General features: G+C 41.3%; 20 protein-coding genes and 3 tRNA genes. 10 read left to right on the top strand and 13 right to left on the bottom strand.

Annotation, left to right across the window (positions count from 1 at the left end; translation table 11 throughout):
• Nucleotides 1-409 precede the first annotated feature (409 nt).
• The 4 genes from mdtG to ttrS form a co-directional block, all read right to left on the bottom strand.
• Nucleotides 410-1,630 (bottom strand): multidrug efflux MFS transporter MdtG, encoded by a 1,221-nt coding sequence (mdtG, locus tag I3B46_RS14255; RefSeq protein WP_004918491.1) that lies wholly within the window; start codon nucleotides 1,628-1,630, stop codon nucleotides 410-412.
• Nucleotides 1,631-1,701: 71 nt separating this feature from the next.
• Nucleotides 1,702-2,646 (bottom strand): Kdo(2)-lipid IV(A) acyltransferase, encoded by a 945-nt coding sequence (locus I3B46_RS14250; protein ID WP_004918492.1) that lies wholly within the window; start codon nucleotides 2,644-2,646, stop codon nucleotides 1,702-1,704.
• Nucleotides 2,647-2,914: 268 nt separating this feature from the next.
• On the bottom strand, nucleotides 2,915-3,511 hold the full coding sequence (gene ttrR / locus I3B46_RS14245; RefSeq protein WP_004918493.1) for a tetrathionate respiration response regulator TtrR: 597 nt from the start codon (nucleotides 3,509-3,511) through the stop codon (nucleotides 2,915-2,917).
• A 128-nt stretch (nucleotides 3,512-3,639) separates the two neighbouring features.
• Nucleotides 3,640-5,385 (bottom strand): tetrathionate respiration histidine kinase TtrS, encoded by a 1,746-nt coding sequence (gene ttrS / locus I3B46_RS14240; protein ID WP_081384213.1) that lies wholly within the window; start codon nucleotides 5,383-5,385, stop codon nucleotides 3,640-3,642.
• A 264-nt stretch (nucleotides 5,386-5,649) separates the two neighbouring features.
• On the opposite strand from ttrS, the gene ttrB reads away from it, so the two are divergent.
• The 3 genes from ttrB to ttrA are packed head-to-tail and all read left to right on the top strand — an operon-like array spanning nucleotide 5,650 to nucleotide 10,494.
• Nucleotides 5,650-6,387 carry a tetrathionate reductase subunit TtrB gene (gene ttrB, locus I3B46_RS14235; RefSeq protein WP_004918495.1) on the top strand — a complete coding sequence of 246 codons (738 nt, stop codon included), beginning with the start codon at nucleotides 5,650-5,652 and terminating at the stop codon, nucleotides 6,385-6,387.
• A complete protein-coding gene (gene ttrC, locus I3B46_RS14230) occupies nucleotides 6,387-7,415 on the top strand; it encodes a tetrathionate reductase subunit TtrC (protein WP_014658010.1) in 1,029 nt (342 codons plus the stop codon). Before ttrB ends, ttrC begins: the two co-directional genes overlap by 1 nt.
• Nucleotides 7,408-10,494 (top strand): tetrathionate reductase subunit TtrA, encoded by a 3,087-nt coding sequence (ttrA, locus tag I3B46_RS14225; protein WP_104873376.1) that lies wholly within the window; start codon nucleotides 7,408-7,410, stop codon nucleotides 10,492-10,494. The genes ttrC and ttrA overlap by 8 nt, the downstream gene beginning before the upstream one ends.
• 138 nt (nucleotides 10,495-10,632) lie before the next feature.
• Here the strand turns inward: ttrA and I3B46_RS14220 are convergent, their stop codons facing one another.
• Entirely contained in the window at nucleotides 10,633-11,655 is a 1,023-nt protein-coding gene (locus I3B46_RS14220; RefSeq protein ID WP_163762093.1) for a nickel/cobalt transporter, read from the bottom strand.
• Nucleotides 11,646-12,278, bottom strand: coding sequence for a DUF1007 family protein (locus I3B46_RS14215; protein ID WP_040132990.1), 633 nt, complete (start codon nucleotides 12,276-12,278; stop codon nucleotides 11,646-11,648). The genes I3B46_RS14220 and I3B46_RS14215 overlap by 10 nt, the downstream gene beginning before the upstream one ends.
• 259 nt (nucleotides 12,279-12,537) lie before the next feature.
• Between I3B46_RS14215 and trhO the strand changes: the two genes are divergently transcribed.
• Nucleotides 12,538-13,584: an oxygen-dependent tRNA uridine(34) hydroxylase TrhO gene (gene trhO, locus I3B46_RS14210; RefSeq protein ID WP_014658015.1), complete on the top strand. Its 1,047-nt coding sequence runs from the start codon at nucleotides 12,538-12,540 to the stop codon at nucleotides 13,582-13,584.
• Nucleotides 13,585-13,617: 33 nt separating this feature from the next.
• Here the strand turns inward: trhO and I3B46_RS14205 are convergent, their stop codons facing one another.
• The 4 genes from I3B46_RS14205 to I3B46_RS14190 form a co-directional block, all read right to left on the bottom strand.
• On the bottom strand, nucleotides 13,618-14,211 hold the full coding sequence (locus tag I3B46_RS14205) for a LuxR C-terminal-related transcriptional regulator (RefSeq protein WP_014658016.1): 594 nt from the start codon (nucleotides 14,209-14,211) through the stop codon (nucleotides 13,618-13,620).
• A 241-nt stretch (nucleotides 14,212-14,452) separates the two neighbouring features.
• Entirely contained in the window at nucleotides 14,453-14,707 is a 255-nt protein-coding gene (bssS, locus tag I3B46_RS14200) for a biofilm formation regulator BssS (RefSeq protein WP_004918503.1), read from the bottom strand.
• 210 nt (nucleotides 14,708-14,917) lie between these two features.
• Complete coding sequence (gene pyrC / locus I3B46_RS14195; protein WP_104873378.1) at nucleotides 14,918-15,967, bottom strand: dihydroorotase; 1,050 nt, start codon at nucleotides 15,965-15,967, stop codon at nucleotides 14,918-14,920.
• 195 nt (nucleotides 15,968-16,162) lie between these two features.
• Nucleotides 16,163-16,238: transfer RNA gene (locus tag I3B46_RS14190), tRNA-Asn, on the bottom strand.
• Between the two features lie 626 nt (nucleotides 16,239-16,864).
• On the opposite strand from I3B46_RS14190, the gene I3B46_RS14185 reads away from it, so the two are divergent.
• The gene (locus tag I3B46_RS14185) at nucleotides 16,865-17,503 is read left to right on the top strand and encodes a hypothetical protein (protein WP_230084754.1); all 639 of its coding nucleotides are present in this window, start codon (nucleotides 16,865-16,867) and stop codon (nucleotides 17,501-17,503) included.
• A gap of 38 nt (nucleotides 17,504-17,541) precedes the next feature.
• On the top strand, nucleotides 17,542-17,787 hold the full coding sequence (locus I3B46_RS14180) for a hypothetical protein (protein ID WP_231405861.1): 246 nt from the start codon (nucleotides 17,542-17,544) through the stop codon (nucleotides 17,785-17,787).
• Between the two features lie 125 nt (nucleotides 17,788-17,912).
• On the opposite strand, the gene I3B46_RS14175 is transcribed toward I3B46_RS14180, so the two are convergent.
• Nucleotides 17,913-17,988: transfer RNA gene (locus I3B46_RS14175), tRNA-Asn, on the bottom strand.
• A gap of 218 nt (nucleotides 17,989-18,206) precedes the next feature.
• Between I3B46_RS14175 and I3B46_RS14170 the strand changes: the two genes are divergently transcribed.
• Both I3B46_RS14170 and I3B46_RS14165 read left to right on the top strand, forming a co-directional pair.
• Entirely contained in the window at nucleotides 18,207-19,922 is a 1,716-nt protein-coding gene (locus I3B46_RS14170; protein ID WP_163762092.1) for an arylsulfatase, read from the top strand.
• A gap of 12 nt (nucleotides 19,923-19,934) precedes the next feature.
• Nucleotides 19,935-21,122: an anaerobic sulfatase maturase gene (locus tag I3B46_RS14165; RefSeq protein WP_004918509.1), complete on the top strand. Its 1,188-nt coding sequence runs from the start codon at nucleotides 19,935-19,937 to the stop codon at nucleotides 21,120-21,122.
• 37 nt (nucleotides 21,123-21,159) lie between these two features.
• On the opposite strand, the gene I3B46_RS14160 is transcribed toward I3B46_RS14165, so the two are convergent.
• Together I3B46_RS14160 and I3B46_RS14155 are read right to left on the bottom strand one after the other, a co-directional pair.
• Nucleotides 21,160-21,235, bottom strand: a tRNA-Asn gene (locus I3B46_RS14160).
• Between the two features lie 122 nt (nucleotides 21,236-21,357).
• A complete protein-coding gene (locus I3B46_RS14155) occupies nucleotides 21,358-21,876 on the bottom strand; it encodes a YlaC family protein (protein ID WP_004918510.1) in 519 nt (172 codons plus the stop codon).
• A 471-nt stretch (nucleotides 21,877-22,347) separates the two neighbouring features.
• Here I3B46_RS14155 and cspE point away from each other — a divergent pair, with 471 nt between their 5' ends.
• Both cspE and dsrB read left to right on the top strand, forming a co-directional pair.
• On the top strand, nucleotides 22,348-22,560 hold the full coding sequence (gene cspE / locus I3B46_RS14150) for a transcription antiterminator/RNA stability regulator CspE (protein WP_008911725.1): 213 nt from the start codon (nucleotides 22,348-22,350) through the stop codon (nucleotides 22,558-22,560).
• Between the two features lie 108 nt (nucleotides 22,561-22,668).
• Nucleotides 22,669-22,860, top strand: a complete 192-nt coding sequence (gene dsrB, locus I3B46_RS14145) for a protein DsrB (RefSeq protein ID WP_004918512.1) — start codon at nucleotides 22,669-22,671, stop codon at nucleotides 22,858-22,860.
• Nucleotides 22,861-23,200: the final 340 nt, after the last annotated feature.

Genomic DNA, 23,200 nt, shown 5'->3' with positions numbered 1-23,200 from the left:
GTGCTTGAAAAAACACCTGACAAAGTGGTAGGTGCCAAAATTTAGAGATATGTTAACTTCATTTTGTAAACATATTTTTAACATACATTATTATAAAAACACTGAAAAACAGAATATATTTATTGTGAAAAGTGTTTTTTTAAGGTGAAAAGTCGATATCACTCGCATTTTTCACGATAAGGTAGGCGACAATACAGGAATTTTGTTGACAAGAAAAGAGGTGATTATAAAAGAAACATAGCCTTATAAAACATAAATTTATGTTATGTTTTCTGTGTTTTTTGCATAAAATGCTGTTATACCTACAATAAATGAGGGAAATGAATAAATAACTCTACCGATTATTCACAGTGAACGTGATGGGATGTTTTGTTCAGCAGCGAGAGAAGGCTTAGCCCTCTCTTTTCTATTAGGCCGATGGTGATTTACAATCCTGAGATTGACGTTTAATGATGTACCATGAATAAAGTAAGTTAAATAGAACTAAGGCAGCGGTAAAGAAAAAGACGGCTCTAAAGCCATAGCTTGCGGCCACAAACGAGCCCATTAGCGGGCCAGTCACGTTCCCAACATCCCGCAAGGCTTGGTTGTAGCTGAAAATGCGCCCTGTCACTTGATGTGAGATGTTATAGATAATTAATGTTTGTACTGCGGGCAATAAAGCGGCGTTTAATGCACCGAGCAAGAAACGCAGCGCCCCCAACTCCCAGTAATTACTCACCAATCCCATAGGGAATAAAACGAAAATAGAGGCCGCTAATACTGCAAGTAGCACTTTTTCTGGCCCGATACGATCACTTAGTTTCCCCAATCTAGGCGCACTGAGTAGCGCTGCAACCCCTGGAATTGAGGCAATTACCCCGCTAATAAAGGCTAAATTCTCAGTCGTGCCTGCAAGATCACGAACATAGAGTGTAATGACAGGGTTGATGGAACCAATCGCAGCTTGAATAATCATGGTGGTAAAAAATAAGCTAATCACCAAATTCTTATTTTTGAGGGAGGCAAATACTTGTTTGTTATTCAGCGCGTCTTTACGTGAAACAGGGGTAAAACGTTCACGAACATAGAATAAGGTCACAATAAAACAAATAAAGAGGACCGTTGCAGTAATAAAGAAAACGGGGCGTAAGCCATATTGGTCAGCAAGTAACCCGCCAATCAATGGACCGATCAGGGCACCACTAACGGCACCCGTCGCTAATACGCCCATTGCCCAACCACTTTTTTTCACGGGAACTTGTGTGGCGATGAGGGCATTTGCATTGGGCACAAATCCACCGAGTAATCCTAATAAGGCCCTTAGTATCAATAATTGCCAAATGTTTTGAGCGAAACCAATGAGCACCATCACTATTGCCATACCGAGTGCTGAGCGTAGTAGCATCAACTTTCTGCCTTTGCGGTCAGATAAACGCCCCCAAAATGGAGCGGCAATAGCGGAAAACAAAAACGTAATACTGAAAACGGCCCCTGTCCATAGGTTTAATGAGCTGTGATCGGTAACCCCTAACTCCTCAATATAAAGCGGAAGAAAAGGCATGATCAGGCTAAATGCCGCACCGGTTAAAAAACAACCGAACCAAACGACATAAAGATTACGTTTCCAATAACTGTTTCTGTTTAACATAGACTCCTTGCTCAACTGTTTATGCTTAAAACACAACGGCTGCCAGATAACTGACAGCCGTTGTGTTTTATCTAATGATGGATTTTGTCTAAATCACCGTACAAAGAAGTTTCTCCTTTGGGGCGCGTTTTAAAACGTCGGTGTAGCCACATATATTGTTCGGGGGCTAATAATATCGCTTGCTCAATAAGTTGATTCATTTTGGTTGCAACCGCGACTTCATCATCGATAGGGAAATCATCGACAGCAGGTTGAATAACCAACTCATAACCTTTTCCTGCGGGTAAGCGACGCGGAATAAAAGGAACAATAAGCGGATTCGCTAAGCGCAATAAGATCGCTGAGCCATTGGTGGTTGCTGCATTTTTTACTGCAAATAGTGGGGCAAACGAGCTATTTCGAGGACCATAATCATGGTCGGGGGCATACCACAATATTTCCCCTTGTTTGAGACTGCGTACCATCCCTTTGACGTCTTTGCGGTCCAACATATATTTGTTAGAGCGTAGGCGTCCTCGGGTCTGAAGCCAGTCCATTAATTTATTATCATTTGGGCGGTAAACGCCAATGCCGGGGTTAAGCATACCGAAAGCTCTTGCACCAAGCTCTAATGTCAGAAAATGGATCCCTAATACAATAATGCCACGACCTGTCGATTGAGCCGCAATCATATGTTCACGCCCTTCGATTTTGAACCAGCGGCGTATGCGCCATTCAGGCCAAAACCATGCCATGCCTGTTTCAAAAACCCCCATACCCACGGACTCAAAATTTTTATCAATGTAGTGTTGGCGTTTTTCTAAGCTCATTTCAGGAAAACAGAGCGCTAGGTTGCGATCGGCAATTTGGGCGCGTTTTTTTAGCAAATGTTTGGACAATAAGCCTAAACGGGTTCCCATCCAATAAATCATGGGATAGGGCAAAAGAACCAGTACGTAAAGCAGACCGATACCAAACCAAGTGAGCCAGTAACGTGGGTGTAATAAACTTTTATCAAACTTTGGAGCTTGTATCATTGGTTTCCAAAAAATTAGGTTAGTGACTGAAGGCTGTTGTGAGTTGTTTAAATTTTTATGACAACAGCGATTAACAGATTGATTTTAGCGACTAGAAGGCCATGAGATGAGCAAGCAAGCCAGTGCTAAAAGCAATCAAATTATCAATAGTATCTATTATATACTCTAAATAATTTGAGGGGCAGGTCAGTAGAGACCTAAGGCTGTAATTTGAGTAAATTCACTTAATTAACAGCGTTGCCACCTAAAGTATGGTGAGTATAACAAATTATTCATTTAATAAATTGGCCGTCTGTAGGGTACTCATCAGTTCGGCCAAATTCCGTACTGCCATTTTTTCCATCATGCGAGAACGATGCACTTCGACGGTTCGAACAGAAACACAGGCCACATCGGCGATTTCCCGGTTAATTAAGCCTTGCAAAACGTATTTGCAAATCTCTTTTTCTCTTGGTGTCAGTGTTTGGTAACGCTGCTGAATAAGATAACTTGCCGTGGCTTGTTGGGTTTTTTCTTGTGCTTGCTCAAGTGTTTTTGCTAATAGCTGGCTATCAATTGGTTTTTGTAGAAAATCGACAGCGCCTAGTTTGACTTGTTCGACGGCCATAGGAATATCGCCATGACCAGAGAGAAAGATCACCGCTAATGTGCTTTGTTGGGCTTTGAGCAGTTGGTGAACTTGGCGACCATCCAGTTTTGGCATACGCATGTCGAGGAGTACCACGCCCTCTTGGTGAAGGTCGGCTTGCTGAACAAATTGTTCACTGTCATTCCAAACAACGACGGTATAACCGAGCGTTTCAAGGAGAAATTGGCAAGCATCGGTAACTGCCGGATCGTCGTCCACCAGATGGATAACAGGCATGAATAGAACCTCACTTCATCAAATTGGGATATCAATGTTTAAATTCATGATGAATGTATTTTTACATATTAACATAGTTAATGTTATCAATAGTATGCGAAAGTCCTATTTATCGTTACTGAATAAGGCTATGTTTCGCTCGATTTTCCATGATGGTACGGGAAAATGAGGGTTACTCTTAGCCCATTTAAGCCAGCCTCACTCACATTATTTTCAATGCGAATGTCGCCCCCTTGGCTTTGGATCAATCGCTGGCAGATCACTAAACCTAGCCCTAATCCCTCTTTTTTAGTGGTTGCAAAAGGCGTGATCCCTTGAGTCAGTTGTTCAGGCTGCATGCCGCCTGCATCATCTTGTAGTACGAGTAAAAACCGTTCTGGGGCAAAGTGAAAGCTAAAACATAATGTTGTCGCGCCGGCTTGCAAGCTATTACTAATGAGGTTTGATAGCAGTTGATCCAGCAGTGTTTCAGGTAGCTTCAATGAAACGTCACGGCTGTCCGGTAACATGAGTTTGACCTGTGGATAATGTTGCGATACCCGTAGTAATTGCCAAATATGTTGTATCGTCGGTATAACATGCTGCTCACTCAGTTGCAGTGCGACCTCTTGGTGAGGTTTCCCAGCCCATAGGCGAAGATTACGAATAATATCGGCCCCGCGTTGCGCTTGATTATCAATTTTTGTTAAGGCATTAATCAGGGGATGATCATCTGACTCTTTTTTGAGACGTAAAATACAACCTTGTGCGTAGTGGCGGATCGCGGAAAGTGGCTGGTTAAGCTCATGGGCAAACCCTGAGGCCATTTCACCTAATATATTTAATCGCTGAGCTTTTTCTAAATTCGCTTCCTGTTGGCGTAAGCGATTGTGAGCCTCTTCTAATTGGCGGCTACGGCGGCGAACTAAGAAGGCTATCCAAACATGATTGACCCCAAGTAAGATAAAAAAGAGTAAGACGAGGCCTAGCGATAGTTGATGCTGGATCAACCAACTTATAATGTCTTGCCAAATTTGCCGTTGCTGTGGATGTTGGTTTACATCACGTAACAAGGTTTCGACTTGGTTCACTGATGCTGGGGCTCCCCAACGCATTCCAGATTTATCGGATGAAAGTAATGTTTTGGTCACCTTATCAACTAAATTATCGGGGACATCATTCAAGGCAGCAAATGACCAGTTAGGGTAAAGCTCAGTGCTGGTCTTACAAGGTAGAGTGCTCGCATGCTCAATTAAAGGCCGAAACTGGTTTTTATCAATTAATCCTTCACTGTCCATATTTTCCAATAAGCAAACAGGGATGATAGCAGCCGAAAGTGAGCTATCGCGTAAGGCATATAAGAGCGCATCGGCGGGGAAACCGAGAAACTGCATACGAAAATCTTTTTCTGCGTCATACCCCATATCTCTGAGTACCTTATAACCTAAAAGGTAGCCGCCGAAAGCGTCTGGAGAAATTGCCCCCACTTTTTTACCAATTAGGTTTTTTACCTCGTTAATATCACTGTCTGCCCGCACTAAAATAAGGCTTCCGATAACGTTACGAGTGGCGCTATCAGGCTCTACGGATGAACGCAATGAAAGTAACCAGCGTAAATGATAGCGACTATCGAGTTGGATAAATTGAGCAGGGTTTGTCAGCAGAAAGTCTATCTTACGCTCTGCAATTGCGTCACGCATCTCATCCAAGTTAAGTGGCTGTAACGTGAAATGTTCACCCGGTAGAGACTCATTTAATGTGTCGGCTAATATTTGCCAGTGGGATTGTGTTGAGTTTGCACCGCGTAGTGCAAGCACCCCGATTTTCCATTCAGCCGCCATAGCAGGAAAACTGCCAGCAAGAAGCAAGATGAACAGTAGGCGATACAAAGACATAGATGATTTCTTTAACATATTTGGGTTATTCGTTGCGTTAGATCAATTTAGTTACGGGTATGTGGTAAACCACAATAGGGTCGTTACGCAGCCCCTCATACAATAAAGCTAATTAAAGATAACACACCGTTTTTAAAGAGAAATAAGAATTACCGTGGTTATCAAAAATAGGTTGAGGTAACGGTAAATAAAGCCTGTAAAACCAAAAGCATACTAATATTTACCATCTGTTTTTGCATTAGCAATGTCCTACTGGAGCCAATTATGGATCTGAGTAAACGAAAATTTCTACAACAATTAGGGGCAGTCACCGCGGGGGCATCGTTAATACCGATTGCCGAAGCTGGACTCAATTTCTCCCCAACTCGCCGCGAAGGTAACCCTGAAAAACGTTATGGTATGCTGATTGACTTACGCCGTTGTATCGGCTGTCAATCCTGTACCGTTAGTTGTTCTGTTGAAAATCAGACACCGCAAGGTCAGTTTCGTACGACGGTTAACCAATATCAAGTTTCTTTAAAAGGGCAGGAGGGCGTGGCAAACGTCCTATTACCACGTTTGTGTAACCACTGTGATAACCCGCCTTGTGTGCCCGTTTGCCCAGTACAAGCCACGTTTCAACGGGAAGACGGAATTGTGGTTATTGATAATGAGCGCTGTGTTGGTTGTGCTTATTGTGTACAAGCTTGCCCATATGATGCGCGTTTTATCAACCATACGACCCAAACCGCAGATAAATGTACATTTTGTGCGCATCGTCTTGAAGTCGGCTTACTACCAGCCTGCGTTGAGTCCTGTGTTGGTGGCGCGCGAATTATTGGTGATTTAAGAGATCCAAACAGTACGATCCGGAAAATGCTCGAAGAACATAAAGCCGAAATTAAAGTGCTGAAACCGGAAAGTGGCACATTACCTCAAGTGTTTTATTTAGGCTTGGATGATGCTTTTGTTGAACCGCTAGCCGGTAAAGGGCAACCCGCATTATGGCAGGAGGTATTCTGATGAGCGAACAAGTGACCTATATTTCGGAAATTATGGCACAGCCACAAGAGTTTTTCTGGTTGCCTTGGGCCGTTCAATACTTCTTTTTTATCGGTATCGCGGCTTGCGCGACACTTTATGCTTGTTACTTGCACTGGCAAGGTAAGAGTGAAAATAGCCGATTAGAGATGATTGCCGTCTTTATCACGATAACGATGGGGATCACGGCTCCATTAGCGCTGACCGCCGACTTACACCAAACGGCGCGTGTTTGGCACTTCTATGCTCATCCAACTATTTGGTCATGGATGTGGTGGGGCTCAGTTTTACTGCCATTGTTTACCACTTTTAGCGGCCTCTACTTTGTTGCATTGTTGGTGAAATTAATTTGGAAAAAAGAATTTAAAGCAACACGTTGGGTGGCCTTACTGTCAGCGCTGTCTGCGGTAGGTTTATTGTTATATACCGGTCGTGAAGCCTCGGTGCTGATCGCACGACCTATTTGGTTTAGCTGGTGGATCCCTGTACTGCTGTTCTTTAGTGCAATGCAAGCGGTTCCTGCGTTAATTAGCTTGGGGGCTCGTCGTGAACCTCAATATCAGCAGCGCTTAGCACGTCTTCAGGCAATTAGCTTGCTTCTGTTAGCTGTCTGCTTTGCATTGTGGTTATCGGGTGACACTGTTTCGGGTATTGCTGTTCGTCATCAACTAGAGGTCGCAAGCCCTGGCTGGTGGATGCTCATGGGGATATGCGCACTGTGGGTTGTGGCATTGGCAATGTCAATCATGACATTAAAGGCTACACGCTCAATGGTTTATATCACAGTAGCGGCATTAGTGGCGATGGGGCTAACGTGGAGCTTGCGCTGGGTTTTCCTAATGGAAGTTCAAGCGGTGCCAAAATATAACGTGTTAGTTAATCCATATCACTTCCCGATGGGAACGGACGGACTGTTAGCTCTACTTGGTACGTTTGGTTTGTGGATCGCTCTGATTATTATTATTCGTGAAGGTGTTCGTTGGTTTGCTAGGAGAGTGCAACATGGCTAAATTCTCAAGACGTCAGTGGCTCAAAGGTGGTTTAGTTGTCGGTGGTTTAGCACTATTTGGTGCAGGTTACCGTGATGTGGCTAAGCGTGCAGTTGATGGCCTCGCCAATGGCACTTCCGGTAAAGTCACATTAGATCGTATTCATGGCAACTCATTGCGCCCAGAGGGGCAAGCTAACGGTGGTTGGAAAGAGGATCCTAGCCAAGTTATTGCGATGACCCAATGTTTTGGATGCTGGACTCAATGTGGGATCCGTGCTCGTGTCGATACGGCAAAAAACGAAGTGCTACGTATTGCGGGGAATCCATATCACCCTCTGTCTCACGAAAAACATTTCCCGTATGGTATGCCACTGAAAACGGCGTTTAATAAAATGGGCGGCGAAAGTGGGTTAGAACATCGCTCCACGGCGTGTGCTCGCGGTGCAACCTTAATGGAAGGGTTAACTAGCCCATTGCGTATCCTAGAGCCGATGAAACGTGTTGGTAAACGTGGTGAAGGTAAATGGGAACGTATCAGTTTTGAACAATTAATCAAAGAAGTGGTTGAAGGGGGCGATTTATTTGGTGAAGGGCATGTTGATGGCTTACGGGCGATCCGTGACCTTGAAACGCCTCTCGATCCATCACAACCTAAATTAGGCCCCAAAGCCAACCAACTGCTGGTGACTAACGCGGGGGATGATGGTCGTGATGGTTTTATACGCCGCTTTGCCCAAAATGCTTTTGGTAGTAAAAACTTTGGTGCCCATGGCTCCTATTGTGGTCTGGCATACCGTGCTGGCTCTGGGGCACTAATGGATGATCTGGATAAAAATGCGCACGTCAAACCGGATTGGGATAATGTTCGTTTTGCGCTATTTATTGGAACATCGCCAGCACAGTCGGGTAACCCATTTAAACGCCAAGGTCGCCAACTGGCATCTGCACGTTTACGTGACAATTTTAACTATGTTGTGGTTGCCCCTGCATTGCCACTTACAACGACTCTGGCGAATGATCATGGGCATTGGGTTCCTGTGCAGCCGGGAACGGATGCGGCATTAGTCATGGGAATGATCCGTTGGATCATCGAAAATGAGCGTTACAATGCCGCATATTTGCGCGTACCAAGCGAAAAATCGATGAAAGCAGTTGGCGAAAAGAGCTGGACCAACTCTACTCATTTAGTGATCACTGATGACGAGCATCCATTAGCAGGGCAATTATTGATCGCTTCACATCTTAATGGTCAGATGGCGGAAGATGATGACAGCAAAAAAGCATATTTGGTTCAGGATGCGTCAGGTGAGCTAAAACTCGCAGATGATGTGACGCAGGCAGAGCTGTTTGTCACGCGTCAGGTGACATTGCACGATGGTAGCGAAGTCACGGTTAAATCTAGTTTCCAATGTTTGAAAGAAGCAGCTGAGCGCATGACGTTGGAAGAGTATAGTGAACGCTGCCAAGTCCCAGTTAAAACCATTGAGTCACTGGGGCGTGCATTAACCTCTTATGATCGTAAAGCTGCGGTGATCTCGCATGGCGGTATGATGGGGGGGAATGGATTCTATACCGCGTGGTCGGTCATTATGCTGAATGCGCTTATTGGTAACCTGAATTTGAAAGGTGGGGTATCAGTAGGTGGTGGTAAATTCAACGGTGAAAGCGATGGTCCTCGTTACAAGATAACGAGCTACGCTGGCAAAGTGAAACCAAAAGGTGTTGTGTTATCCCGTAGTAACGAATCCTATGAAAAATCAGATGAATTCAAGGCTCGCGTTGCTGCTGGTGAAAATCCTTATCCTGCAAAAGCACCATGGTATCCGTTTGCCAAAGGTCAGTTAACTGAACAATTAGCGTCAGCGTTGATGGGATATCCGTATCCACTTAAGGCATGGATCACCAACATGACTAACCCTGTTTACGGTATTGCAGGCATTCGTCAGGTGATGGAAGAAAAGCTGAAAGACCCAAAACATCTTCCACTTATCATTGGTATTGACGCCTTTATGAATGAGACAACAGCGCTGGCGGATTATATTGTGCCGGATACCCATAACTTTGAAAGTTGGGGCTTTAGTGGGGCTTGGTCGGGGGTTCAAGTGAAAGCCAGTACTGCTCGCTGGCCAATTGTTGGAGCACGTACCGCGAAAACGGCCGACGGTCAGCCTATTTCAATGGAAGCATTTTGTATCGCAGTGGCGAAAGCGCTCGACCTTCCTGGGTTTGGTGACAACGTGATTGAAGATATGGATGGAAATAAATATCCACTTAATTGTGCTGAAGATTATTACCTACGTGTCGCTGCAAATATGGCATGGTTAGGTGAAAAACCAGTGCCAGAAGCAGCAAATGAAGACATCCAAATCAGTGGTGTGGAACGGATTTTGCCTGCAATGGAAAAAACACTCAAACCGGAAGAGATCCGTCGTGTTGCCTATATCTATACTCGCGGTGGTCGTTTTGCGCCTTATGAAAAAGCGTGGGATGGTGATGCAACAGGGCCTCAGTGGAAGAAAGGGTTGCAGATTTGGAACCCAACGGTGGCGGTGAACCGTCATGCGATTACGGGGGAGCGCTATAGTGGTTGTCCAACTTACTATCCGCCTCGTTTAGCGAATGGGGAAGATGTGAATAAGATTTTCCCACCAACAGAATGGCCGTTAAAGCTTATGTCATTTAAATCCCATGTCATGAGTAGCTCAACGACAATGATTGAACGTTTACGCCATGTGAAACCTACCAATCTTGTGGCTATTCACCCTGATGATGCCCAAAAAATGGGGGTTAAGCATGGAGATTGGGTCAAGATAACTACGCCAGGTGGTCATGTTGAAGCACAAATCAGTGTGTTAGACGGTGTTATGCCAGGGGTTTTAGCCATCGAACATGGTTATGGTCATAAAGAAATGGGGGCTAAACAGCATTACCTTGATGGTGAGCCAATGCCAATGAACGCTGCGAATGGTTCAGGCATTAACCTAAATGATTTAGGTTTTGCCGACCCGACGCGTGAAGTGGCGAATACTTGGTTAGATTGGGTATCCGGTGCCTCAGTGAGACAAGGCTTACCGGCTCGAATTGAATTAATCGGTTAAAAGTAATAACAGACCAGCGCACTTTGCGCTGGTCACCATAAGTTTAGACAGTTGACATTGCGCTTTACGATGTGGCTACCTCATCGTAACTTCGGCAGATGCCTAGGAGGGGGAGCCCTCCTTTTTTTCGTCTTTTGATCAGCGTATTCGTGGCGATAGCAAAGGTGACGCTGTTTCAGTGAGCATCAAACTTTGATACATCAAGACACCTAACAGAATAAAAATTAACCCTGTACACAAATAAAGGAGCGCGCGCCAGTAAGGCGAAAAAGAGATCCCCTGAGTTTTGGTCAGCCGCATTGCGTGATGACGCATAAAATAGACAAACAAAGCAATAAGGCTGATGGTGAATGCGGTTCCCATTGCCATGGCTAGTGCAGCGAAGATCCCCCACGTATACACCCCAATCACATAAGAAAAAAGCAATACCAATAATGCACCGGAGCAAGGTCGCAGCCCCATAGATAGAACCAAAATGGCTTGGGTGCGTAAAGAGGCTTGTAACTGCTGACTTGAGACAACATGTTGGTGACCACACTGGCAAAGAGGAGCCATTTTAGGCGGTGTCTTGATAGCGGATATTGAGGTTGAATTTAACGGCAAAAGGCGCTGGATATGTAAGACTGATGCTGTCCGTTTATTTCTGGCTTTTAGCCATTGATGAAATGCTTTGTAGCAACATAAGGCACCCAGCAAAACAACGAAACCATAACTGAGTTTTTCGCTGTATAAGCTAACCATATTCAAGTGGCGAGTAGAGAGCTGGAAAACCACTAATACAGCTGAAACTAACACAATCGCCACGGCACCTTGTAATAAAGAAGCGAGTAGACTAAGGATAACACTTTGTTTTAAACGTGTTGGGTGGGTGGCGATATAGGTGCTAATGATCAGCTTACCATGACCTGGGCCTAGTGCATGAAGGAGCCCATATAAAAAGCTGACAGCGACTAGCAAGCTACCTGCTTGTAATGGGTCGCGCTGAGTCGATTGCAGTAGTTCCGAGAGTAAAAGATTGAGCTGGCGCTGCCAAGCAACACTGGTTTGTAACCAAACTGACCAATTTTGGTAGAGATAAGCGGCGGCGTAGAGAGCGATGAAAACTACGCCAACGATGATTAAGTTTAGGTGCTTGGGTTTATTACGTTGAATTATTGGCATGCAATCTTCACCTTTTGAGCAAATTGCAGCCCTAATGTGGTGTCATCTTCAGGTGTTTGATTGATATCGAGCGAGTAGGCATAAAAGCGTAACTCATCAGTGACATTAGGCTCGTTGAGCGTCATTTTACATTGGGAGTCTAGCGTGTTAGATAGAATAACCGCCTGTTGATTGGGATAGGTCATGCTGACAAAAAATGTCGGGTCATAAGTCATAAACTCGATATCCAATCCTTTTATCGGCACGGGTTGTTTTAATCGCGCAGTAAATGAAAAAATAAGCTGTAGCCCTTCACGTTGTAAGCGGTAATGGCTTGGTATCGCTTGAAAAGCTATTTTTTTACCTTGTGAATAAAAGTCGGTGAAATAGTCCTGGGCAAGAATATTTGCCATTAATGTTGCCGCTTGCGTTTTCCATTGAATGTCATCTTCTTGGCTATTTTTTAACTCATAAGCAATATCCGCAGAGGTCATTGGATCCATCTTCCACGTGAATGTCAGGCCGATAACTTGCTGTTGCTTGATTTCGGGTATGACCTGCATATCGATAAAGCTATGGGGGTGAGCAAAACTCTTGAAAGAAAAGACTAAACACAAACTGAGGAATAACACATTGAATTTCATAAGCGGTACATTTCAACGAGTAAGTCAAATAGGCGAAAAATGTTATAACATAACTTAATTTCAATGTGAAATAAATTTATGGTGCAACTTACTATCGAGAGGGCATTGTAATATTCAATATAAAACCTTTTAACATTCAGGGTTTTTTATTCACAAAATAACAGCGATAATAGTCATAATGGCTAGTGTGGACACTATGTGGACACTGGTACATTTTATTAAATTAATCTCAATGAGTTATAAGGGTTTAAAGAACACCATGCCAGTGTTACATAATCAAATTTCAAATAAAATTCTTAAAGAGCGTATGTTGGCGGAGACTGAGCCACGTACCACAATTTCGTTTTATAAATATTTCAACATCCACGACCCAGTAGAATTTCGCAACGAGTGGTATGTGAAGTTCAAAGCACTTAATGTGTTTGGCCGTGTGTATATCGCTAAAGAGGGTATCAACGCTCAAATCAGCGTGCCTTCATCAAATGTCGAAGCGTTGCGCGAACTGATTTATAGCACTAGCCCTGAACTGAATAATTTACGTCTTAACATCGCTATTGATGATGATGGTAAATCTTTCTGGGTCTTACGCATGAAAGTCCGTGATCGTGTGGTTGCGGATGGGATTACTGACGATTCATTTGATGCCTCAAAGACAGGGCAATATCTTAAAGCACATGAAGTGAATGAGATGATTGATGACCCGAATACCGTATTTGTAGATATGCGTAACCACTATGAATACGAGGTTGGTCATTTTGAAAACGCGATTGAAGTGCCTTCTGATACTTTCAGAGATCAGCTGCCAATGGCTGTAGATATGCTACAGGAACAAAAAGATAAAAATATAGTCATGTATTGTACAGGTGGGATCCGCTGCGAAAAAGCGAGTGCTTACATGCTGCATAATGGCTTTAAGAACGTATACCACGTTGAAGGCGGTATTATTGAATATGCGCGTAAAGCCAAAGAGCAAGGTTTACCGTTACGTTTTAAAGGGAAAAACTTTGTGTTTGATAACCGCATGGGGGAGCGCATTACTGATGAAGTATTGGCTCACTGCCATCAATGTGGTGAACCTTGTGACACGCATACGAACTGCCGTAATGATGGCTGTCATTTATTATTTATTCAGTGCCCTTCATGCGCAGAAAAATATGAAGGCTGCTGTAGTGTTGCCTGTACTGAGGAGATGAAACTGCCAGAAGAAGTGCAACGTGCACGTCGAGCAGGGCGTGAAGTCAGCAATAAAATATTTAATAAATCACGTCATCGCTTAAGTGATGGCCTATTAAATAACGATAATTAGTCACTCATAAAAAAGCCCGATTAAGGGCTTTTTTTAATAGAGATATTTAAAAATATTATAAATAAAAAATAGCTCAATACGATTTTTAACATAGACTTTGGTGACAATATGTCTTTTTTGTGAATAAACGGTGCTATTACTGATCCCCAGTTTTTTTGAAATAATATGATTCGGTGTTTCATTCATCCAACTATTAATAATGCATTGTTCTTTTAGTGTAAATATTGATGAGTTTGAATTATTAGTTAGCCTTATTGTTTTTTCTATTTGTTCCGCATCATTGATCACTTTATCTAACGTAGGGATAATGATTTTCTTAGACATAATAAAATAATTATCTTTAAGTAATAGTGGCTTATCAGATATTGGATAAGGGGCATTAATGTAGATATAGAATCTAATCTCATTTGATGTGCTTAATAGCTTTTTTAAAGTTAAACAGTAATTGGAATGGTGACAATAATAAGTTAAATTCACGAGTATGATATTGGGTTTACTATTGTTAATACAATGAATAGCTTCATCAATACATCCTACACTAATAAACTCAAGTTTTTTATTTGAAGATAAGTATTCAGTAATACCAATTCGAGTATAATAACATTCATCAATAATGAGTATTCTCATAAGGAACATCCTTGTTCGAAAGAGGATTACAATAAATTGGAATGGATATTAAAGTCAATAAACTAGTGATAAAAAATAATTAATTTAGTTTGTTTTTGCAATTAATATAAAAATAACTATTATTATTTTTATATTATGAATATTAATTATTAGAAGTATAAAAATTTAATATACTAAAAAGATATGAATTATTGATGGTGTTAATGGATATTTGGTTATTACCAAATATCCATTATTTTCACTAGTGCGTTTTAAAGTCAGGCTCTACATAATCACCGGACTCTATTTTATCAATACCGGCTTGTAGAATATCAATAAGTTGTCTGGCTACATCGGTTGTTAACCACATTGTTTTATCAACAATGGCGTTCTCACTGTTTTCACTTTTTTCTGGGAGATAATGCAAACGCAACATCATTGCATCATAGGCATCAACAGTACTGATGTCCCAGCCAACAACAGGGTGAGTCTGAATCACTTCATTTTTTCTATTCATAAACACCTCCTAATCATACTGCGTGATAAATATATATCGATAACTGACTAAGAGCGAAAAACTCATAACGAGTATCAATCAGTATAAGGGGATTTTGCCAATTGAAAAGAAAAATACGCTTTTTTTTGCATCCAAATGACAGATTATGCAAAAAAGTGACAAAAAAGGGAAAAGGACTAACGGGAAGTGATGAGCTTCCCGTCGATATGACTAGTCAACAACGCGTACAGACCAGCGAGCATCCTCACCTGCAAGGAAAGGGATCAGTGCATCATGGCCGCACTCAATGGATGAGGTGGTTATATTTTCTTCTTTAGTTAACTGAATAAAGCCATCATTAACAGGTAAATTATAGAACTTAGGGCCATTTAATGAGCAGAAGGCTTCAAAATGAGCAAGTGCGCCGAGTTCTTCAAAAACTGTTGCATAAGCTGCAAGTGCTGTTGGAGCATTAAAAACCCCAGCGCAGCCACAGGAGGACTCTTTACGATGTTGAACATGAGGTGCTGTATCCGTTCCTAAGAAGAAACGATCACTGCCTGAAGCAACGGCTGCACGCAATGCTTCTTGGTGAACATTGCGTTTTAGAATAGGCAGGCAGTACAAATGTGGGCGCACACCGCCAACTAACATGTGATTGCGATTAAACATTAAATGTTGTGGTGTTAATGTAGCTGCTAGATAGTCATCGCCCCCTAGTACATATTGGGCAGCTTCTTTAGTGGTGATGTGCTCAAAAACCACCTTTAATTTAGGGAATGTTTTTCTAAGAGGTTCCATGACTTGCTCAATAAAACGAGCTTCGCGATCAAAGATATCAATCTGACTGGATGTGACTTCTCCATGGATCAATAATGGCATTCCTGCTTGCTCCATTGCCTCAAGTACAGAGTAGATATTTTTTATATCAGAGACTCCGTGGCTTGAATTGGTTGTTGCATTGGCAGGGTACAGTTTACAAGCAGTAAATATCCCTTCATGAAAGCCGCGTATTAGTTCATCAGCATTCGTGGTGTCAGTTAAATAACACGTCATTAATGGCGTAAAGCGATCACCTTCAGGAACTGCTTGAATAATACGTTCACGATATGCTTTAGCCATCTCTATTGTCGTGACAGGGGGAACGAGATTTGGCATGACAATGGCGCGACCGAAGAATTGACTGGTATAAGGCACAACAGTTTTTAGCATATCACCATCGCGAAAATGAACATGCCAATCATCTGGGCGGCGGATCGTTAAAGTTGTTGCAGTTGTCATGAAACCGGCTCCGTAAAGGGTAAATAGAGTAATGAGCGAAATGCTCAAGCCGGAGCAGAATGATAAAACGAAAACGATAAAATAGCTATGTTAATTCACAATTATCTTGAAAAAGAATGGTTTTATGATAGGACAGAAAAAATGTGAATTTAAGATAAGGTTGGGTGAATTAAGATGAATTAAATAAGAAGAGATTGGCTCCTCCAGCTGGACTCGAACCAGCGACATACGGATTAACAGTCCGCCGTTCTACCGACTGAACTATGGAGGAACGCCTTAAAGCGAGAGGAATATTAGCGTTACTGATTCTAAAAGTCAAAGAAGAAACAGCAATAAAAGTTCGATTGCTTGTTATGTGATCGAATTGCTGTAACTTTCATCGAATAAGGGATCTGACAGGTGCTAAAAATAAACTGATCGCTATAATTGTGGTATTTGCGATGAATGGTCATTGCTATTTTTGTGGCTTGGTTTGCATATTTTAGTATGGATAACTGATTTAATAATAGTAGGCACGTTATCTTAACGTACGATAAAACTAAAAATGGAATAGAACAAGGAGGAGCATGTGCCAAAGGATACTACGGTCATTGAGGTACAGTTTGACCGATATGATATTCAACAAATTTGTGGTGATGACATTATAAGGATCATAGCATCAAATAAGGTTTTATATTGTTATAGCTCTCAATTTCCCCAAATACTTCCCAAATTAGACAGTATCAAAAAAATGAAAAATTAAAGGTTTGTGTTAGTCAACTCGATAGTGGTGATTATTGGTTATATTGGTTAATCGCTGAAAATGGATGTGAATTGACGACTGATTACGAGCGAGGAGAGGGAGATTTTGCATTTCTCTTTAATTTTTTTGTGCTAATTATCATGGCGATCCTGATAATGATTATAAAAGCAGATATATTCCTATCAGGAATAGCATTTATTCTGATGGCAATTGTTTACATAGGTTTGATTTATGGGGTAAAAGGATTGTGGATAATGTTATGTTCTCCTTTTAATTCGGCGATTCTAAATTTACAAAAAGAAAAGGGACAAAGTGAAACTGGAATATTCAATAAAAAAGCCTATTTCTATATGTTTTTTCTGTTAAGAAAGATAATTAATAAATTGAGTTTCACTGAACATTATTATATAGAAAGTAATCCTGATATAAATATTAATCGTATAAAAAAATTAGGTTTGCATGTTAGTCATTTTGAAGTTGAGGAAAAGGAAACTATTAATAAGAATGTACATATAAGTAACTATGTTGCTGATAAAAGGGTAGAAATTGATGCATCCAATAATTACCATTATATTCACAGTAAGGGCAATATTTACTATTGTGGTACTCATGAACGAAGAAAGGAAAATAGTATCTTTATGAGGAGCCAAGCGCCATTTATTGTTGCAAAAGGGGATGATGTTGAGATTATCCATGATGAGAAAAAAGCGGTGATTGGTCTCATTAATAATACGAGTCAATCAGCTTACCTATTTACTTCAATATATTTTTTTTCTTCAAAAGATATAGCGTAATGTTTTCATTAAAATTCGCCATTCTCTTTGGTTTCACTATGACATTCTCACTAATGCCTTTTTCTTTTTCCCTTGCTCCTGAACTTAGAGCTAATCTACATATTCTGTTGTTATTCTTAGGGCTCAACTTGGTACTTTTTGTGCTCTATTTTTTACTAAGAATGGTTTATGTGAAATATGCTAACAATGACCGTTATGAAATCACTCAGCAATATTTACAAAATCGAGTGTTAGAAATGAATAAAAAGCACTTGACCATTATTGATTTCTTAGATCTCTCATAACGTTTTAGGCAAACCATAGAGAAGGGAAATAAAGAGTTATTAGCTAACGAACGCGATTTATTCAAATAATGTTAGAATAAGTCTGCATAACGAAAAAGCCCGCTAAAAAGCGGGCTTTCAAAATTTGGCTCCTCCAGCTGGACTTGAACCAGCGACATACGGATTAACAGTCCGCCGTTCTACCGACTGAACTATGGAGGAATTGCTGTGTTCCTGAGAACGAGGCGCATATTACCCATCCTGTTCATGCTTGTAAAGTATAAATATGAAAAAAAATGCCAAGTGATTGCTAAGTGAGCAATGCGGTGGTTATGTCGGCGAAAAACATTACCTGTAGATATCATACCTAAGAACGATAGTCATAAAGCAAAACTATATTTAACGTTAATGATACAATAAATTAACAATATGGTGATGTGATGAAAAAAACACTGCTAGCAATTGCATTAAGTTCCGTGATGTCGGGTGTGGCATTGGGGGAAGTCGATGATAGGCCTAATGTTCTGATCATCATTGCCGACGATATGGGGTATTCGGACATTAGCCCTTTTGGAGGGGAAATCCCAACACCAAATTTGCAAAAAATGGCTGAGCAAGGTGTCAGGATGAGCCAGTATTACACTTCGCCGATGTCTGCTCCTGCACGCTCAATGTTAATGACTGGAGCCACAAACCAACAAGCGGGAATGGGAGGGATGTGGTGGTATGAAAATACGGTCGGCAAGCCAGGTTATGAATTACGCTTAACGGATAGAGTGGTAACCATGGCTGAACGCTTCCAAGATGCGGGTTATAACACGTTGATGTCAGGCAAATGGCATTTAGGTTATACCAAAGGTGCGAGGCCAACAGACCGAGGTTTTAATCAAGCATTTGCTTTTATGGGAGGAGGAACCAGTCATTTTGATGATGCTAAACCGCTTGGAACGGTTGAAAGTTTCCATACGTATTATACGTTAAATGGCGAGAAAGTTTCGTTGCCGAGCGATTTTTATTCAAGTAAAAACTATGCGCAGCAATTGGAACAGTGGATTAAACAGACTCCGAGTGATCAACCAATATTTGCTTACCTCGCTTTCACCGCACCTCATGATCCTATCCAAGCGCCTGATGACTGGATCCGTAAATTTGACGGAAAATATGACGAAGGATTTGGCAAAATTTATCGGCAAAGAATAAATCGCTTGAAAGAATTAGGGATTATTAACGATAAAACACCGATGCCGAAATTAAATTTGGATAAGGAATGGGAACAATTAACCCCTGAAGAAAAGCGCTATGCAGCTAAAACGATGCAAGTATATGCTGCAATGATTGCCTATATGGACGATCAGATTGGTGGCGTTATTAATACGCTAAAAGAGACGGGGAGAGATAAAAATACGATTATTATTTTTGCGACAGATAATGGTGCAAACCCTGCATCCGGTTTTTATTATGAGTCAGACCCTGAATATTGGAAACAGTTTGATAATAGCTATGAAAATCTTGGGCGTAAGAATTCGTTTGTCTCTGTGGGGCCTCAATGGGCGAATGTCAGTAATGCACCTTATGCCAATTACCATAAAACGACCAGTGCTCAAGGGGGGATCAATACCGATTTAATTATCACTGGGCCGGGTATTGGTAAGGCGGGGAGTATAGATAAAACACTGATGGCGGTTTACGATATTGCCCCAACGCTATATGAATTTGCTGGTATTGATGCTAATAAGCAGATCAAAAATATCCATCCATTACCGATGTTAGGTACGAGCTTTAAATCCCATTTCCTTGGCAAATCGACTGTTAATCCACGGCAGCTATTTGGTGTCGAATTACATAATCAAGCGGCGTTAGTCGAAGGCGATTGGAAATTAAGGCGTTTAGTGAAAGCCTCTCCAAAAGCAGAAATGGCTCCTTGGCAACTTTTCAATTTAAAAGAAGATCCACTTGAAACCCGTGATTTAGCGGCAAAACACCCTGAAATTGTGCAAAAGCTGCAAAAGAAATACGAACAATTTGCCAAGACCGGCATGATTATTGAAGCGAAAGGAGAGGCTATCGATTACATCGGTGTCGATGAGTCTACAGGGAACTATATCGGCATAGATCCGAAGACAAATAAGCGTATTGAGCCTGCAAAGGTGAAATGATGGGAGGTTAATATGAAAATTTCTTTTTATGACCCTCCCAGATTGCAGGGGAAATCATTAAAATCAGCAATTCCTTTTCATATTTTATTAAAGCCTGTTGGTTCGGGATGTAATTTAAAGTGTGATTATTGTTATTACCCCCAGCATAATGAGCAGAAAGCGGCGCCAATGCTCAAAGCCATGTTGGAACCATTTATTAAAAATTATATAGCTGCCCAGCCGGCTTACACCAAAGAGATCAATTTTGTCTGGCAAGGTGGAGAGCCGTTATTAGCGGGGTTAGATTTTTATAAGCGCGCGATTGCGTTACAGCAAAAATATGCGCCTCACGGAGTGCGTATTATTAACACGTTGCAAACGAATGCGACGTTATTAACGCCTTCTTGGTGCCGTTTTTTGAAACAACATGATTTTGTTATTGGCGTGAGCCTTGATGGCCCCGAATCTATCCATGATCAATACCGTCATGATAGAAGGGGAAATAGTGGCAGCTATGCCTCCGTAATAAAAGGGATCGCACTACTGCAACAGTTTGACATTGAATTCAATATATTAACGGTGGTACACGATGGTGTCGCTCATTTAGGCAAAGAGATTTACCTTCATTTTGTACAACTCGGTATTCGCTATATTCAATTTCAACCCCTTATGCTGGAGGGGGATGCTATCCATCAAGGATTCACGCTCAGTGCGAATAATTGGGGGCTATTTTTAAGCTCAGTGTATCAACAGTGGCAAGCGTCAGGGCATATCGGGCGTGTTTTTGTGATGAACATTGAACAGGTATATAGCCAATACTTTACTCAGGTGAGCAGTACTTGTGTTCATTCAGAACGCTGTGGCACGAATATGATGATGGAAACTCAAGGCGAGATTTACGCTTGCGATCATCAAGCAAATCAAAGTCACTATCTTGGTCAATTTAATGGGCAGCAAGGATTTAGTGATTTTGTCGAGGCATCTATCTCGTTGCCTTTTGGGCAAAATAAGAGTCGACGCAAAGAGTGCCAACAATGCTCGGTTAAAATGGTTTGCCAAGGCGGTTGCCCGGCTCATTTGAATCAATTTGGACGTAACCAATTGTGCGAAGGCTACTTTGCCTTTTTTAGTTTGGTGCTAGCGCCGATAAGGCAATATCAGCGAAATGCGCAGGGGGTTCAGCATTGGCGTAATGCATTCTTAAAAAATGCGGTTGCTTAAATAGCAAAAGCCCGCTATAAAGCGGGCTTTCAAAATTTGGCTCCTCCAGCTGGACTTGAACCAGCGACATACGGATTAACAGTCCGCCGTTCTACCGACTGAACTATGGAGGAATTGTTGTGTTCCTGAGAACGAGGCGAATATTAACGGTATCGCCTCAGACTGTCAACGATAAAAACACAAAAATAATCTGTTTGATTACTGACTGTGCATTATGGTTGATTTTCATACTAGCTTATTGATATTGCGCTTTATTCTGAGTCATTAAAGGGGCCTTTGCCTGTGATGGGATCTCAGGATAGGCAATATGATAAATATCATAAAATGAAAGCATCCCTTTAAGTTCTAGCAAACGGGTTATTTCTTGCTTAATTGCATGATTGACTTCATTTGAATCAAGTATCTTTTGAATTGATGCATCAGAAACTTGCTCGGTAACAAACCACTCGCCATTATAACAAACACGCAGGTCGAGCACGCCAATATCTTCAAAACGGTAAACAGGTTTAATATCAAATAATAAGACAGCCGCTAAAATAACAAATAGTGCGGTAAAACCTAGCATCCAATACAGACCAAAATAAGGGGCATATAAAACCAAAATTGCTAATGGAATATAGGCCGCGACCATACCGATACACAGGTAAGGATGATTTGCGATGAATTGACTGTTGAAGTAAGGTTTGCCATCGCGTTTTTCTTTTTTATTGATGGTGTCTAAATCTTCAATAAGTATTTTTTTGATGATATCCATAATGTGATAGCTCTCTGTAAAGGCATCTATACCTTGAAGAGTATCATGCGTAAGTTGAATTGTTATATATCAGTTGTAAAAAATTTTGAGTGTAATTGTCACTGTATAAGAATAATCTCACTGACAAATGGGATATTTGTTCAATAAATCTTTTAATCTATCAACAAAATGCGAAAAAATTTGTTCGGTTAACCGCGTGAAAAGTGACGTAACTTAAAAAACAGCATTTTTTTAGGGGTAATCTATATAAAATAGTTGCTATTATCCTTAACTCATGAGTTAATGAGTCTCGGCCTGTTTAGCAGTCCTATTTGATGTACGATTACTGAGTTTGTGTTCTAAAGAAGAAAGTTATCCCAGATAGCCTTTGACCGTGACGCTTCATCTTGGTTTTTTCCTGATTAAATAGTTGACTCTGGCCCATATATGCCGAAAAGGCAAGTTTTTTTGATGTTATATAGGAAAAGTCAAATGTCCGACAAAATGAAAGGTCAAGTTAAGTGGTTCAACGAGTCTAAAGGCTTCGGTTTCATCACTCCTGCTGATGGTAGCAAAGACGTTTTCGTTCACTTCTCTGCCATTCAGGGCGCTGGTTTCAAAACTCTGGCAGAAGGCCAGCAAGTTGAATTCACCATTGAAAATGGTGCGAAAGGCCCAGCAGCTGCTAACGTAACTGCAATCTAAGCTTAATTGCTTAACTGATTTTCTAAAGCCCGTCATTTTTAATGACGGGCTTTTTCATACCCGCTAAACTAGGCTTCAGAGGATTTTTTTTACTGGAGACCGCCATCAATGAAAATTCATGATCGTGTTTATGTTAAAACAGACGGACAGAGTCGTCGTGAAGGGAAGATATTGTTAATTGAGCCTTTTAATGAAGGTACAATGTATTTAGTTTCCTTGCCAGAGTACCCGGGCGGTATTTGGTTTTTTAACGAAAAAGAGGGTGGTGAAGGCGTATTTGTCAGCCCTATTGAAAGTTAAATTTGTTAAATATTTTTTTAAAGCTTTACTTCATAAATGACGCAATCTATACTTCTTGCAAATTTTCTTAGGAGATAATTACTTGGACAGTCAGAGTTGTAACACAAACACTAAATTTATTGGCAAGTAATTAATTACCTTTCTATTTAACTGCTTGCCACCATGGCGGGCAGTATCGAGCGTAAATGCACGCGATACTCCTTAATATAAAGTGATGAGCTATCAATAGCTTATTGTTATTTTGTGAGTAAAAATCATGAAGCTCTATTTCTATTCATTATTTCCTCCGGGTATATGCCTATAACGTCTGAATAATTATTTTTATTATTCATTTTAAGGC

This window comes from Providencia sp. 2.29 (assembly GCF_015832305.1).
GTDB lineage: Bacteria > Pseudomonadota > Gammaproteobacteria > Enterobacterales > Enterobacteriaceae > Providencia > Providencia stuartii.
Note: the sequence above shows the minus strand (reverse complement) of the source record. Positions and strands in the feature narration are given on the sequence as shown.

Excerpts from the sequence above, each read along its gene's own strand:
- I3B46_RS14220 (WP_163762093.1), bottom strand. The coding sequence starts at position 11,655 with ATGCCAATAATTCAACGTAATAAACCCAAGCACCTAAACTTAATCATC.
- I3B46_RS14205 (WP_014658016.1), bottom strand. The coding sequence starts at position 14,211 with ATGAGAATACTCATTATTGATGAATGTTATTATACTCGAATTGGTATT.
- I3B46_RS14250 (WP_004918492.1), bottom strand. The coding sequence starts at position 2,646 with ATGATACAAGCTCCAAAGTTTGATAAAAGTTTATTACACCCACGTTAC.
- I3B46_RS14170 (WP_163762092.1), top strand. The coding sequence starts at position 18,207 with ATGAAAAAAACACTGCTAGCAATTGCATTAAGTTCCGTGATGTCGGGT.
- ttrC (WP_014658010.1), top strand. The coding sequence starts at position 6,387 with ATGAGCGAACAAGTGACCTATATTTCGGAAATTATGGCACAGCCACAA.
- I3B46_RS14185 (WP_230084754.1), top strand. The coding sequence starts at position 16,865 with ATGATTATAAAAGCAGATATATTCCTATCAGGAATAGCATTTATTCTG.
- I3B46_RS14215 (WP_040132990.1), bottom strand. The coding sequence starts at position 12,278 with ATGAAATTCAATGTGTTATTCCTCAGTTTGTGTTTAGTCTTTTCTTTC.
- ttrR (WP_004918493.1), bottom strand. The coding sequence starts at position 3,511 with ATGCCTGTTATCCATCTGGTGGACGACGATCCGGCAGTTACCGATGCT.
- I3B46_RS14180 (WP_231405861.1), top strand. The coding sequence starts at position 17,542 with ATGACATTCTCACTAATGCCTTTTTCTTTTTCCCTTGCTCCTGAACTT.
- mdtG (WP_004918491.1), bottom strand. The coding sequence starts at position 1,630 with ATGTTAAACAGAAACAGTTATTGGAAACGTAATCTTTATGTCGTTTGG.
- ttrA (WP_104873376.1), top strand. The coding sequence starts at position 7,408 with ATGGCTAAATTCTCAAGACGTCAGTGGCTCAAAGGTGGTTTAGTTGTC.
- cspE (WP_008911725.1), top strand. The coding sequence starts at position 22,348 with ATGTCCGACAAAATGAAAGGTCAAGTTAAGTGGTTCAACGAGTCTAAA.
- trhO (WP_014658015.1), top strand. The coding sequence starts at position 12,538 with ATGCCAGTGTTACATAATCAAATTTCAAATAAAATTCTTAAAGAGCGT.
- dsrB (WP_004918512.1), top strand. The coding sequence starts at position 22,669 with ATGAAAATTCATGATCGTGTTTATGTTAAAACAGACGGACAGAGTCGT.
- I3B46_RS14155 (WP_004918510.1), bottom strand. The coding sequence starts at position 21,876 with ATGGATATCATCAAAAAAATACTTATTGAAGATTTAGACACCATCAAT.
- pyrC (WP_104873378.1), bottom strand. The coding sequence starts at position 15,967 with ATGACAACTGCAACAACTTTAACGATCCGCCGCCCAGATGATTGGCAT.
- I3B46_RS14165 (WP_004918509.1), top strand. The coding sequence starts at position 19,935 with ATGAAAATTTCTTTTTATGACCCTCCCAGATTGCAGGGGAAATCATTA.
- bssS (WP_004918503.1), bottom strand. The coding sequence starts at position 14,707 with ATGAATAGAAAAAATGAAGTGATTCAGACTCACCCTGTTGTTGGCTGG.
- ttrB (WP_004918495.1), top strand. The coding sequence starts at position 5,650 with ATGGATCTGAGTAAACGAAAATTTCTACAACAATTAGGGGCAGTCACC.
- ttrS (WP_081384213.1), bottom strand. The coding sequence starts at position 5,385 with ATGTCTTTGTATCGCCTACTGTTCATCTTGCTTCTTGCTGGCAGTTTT.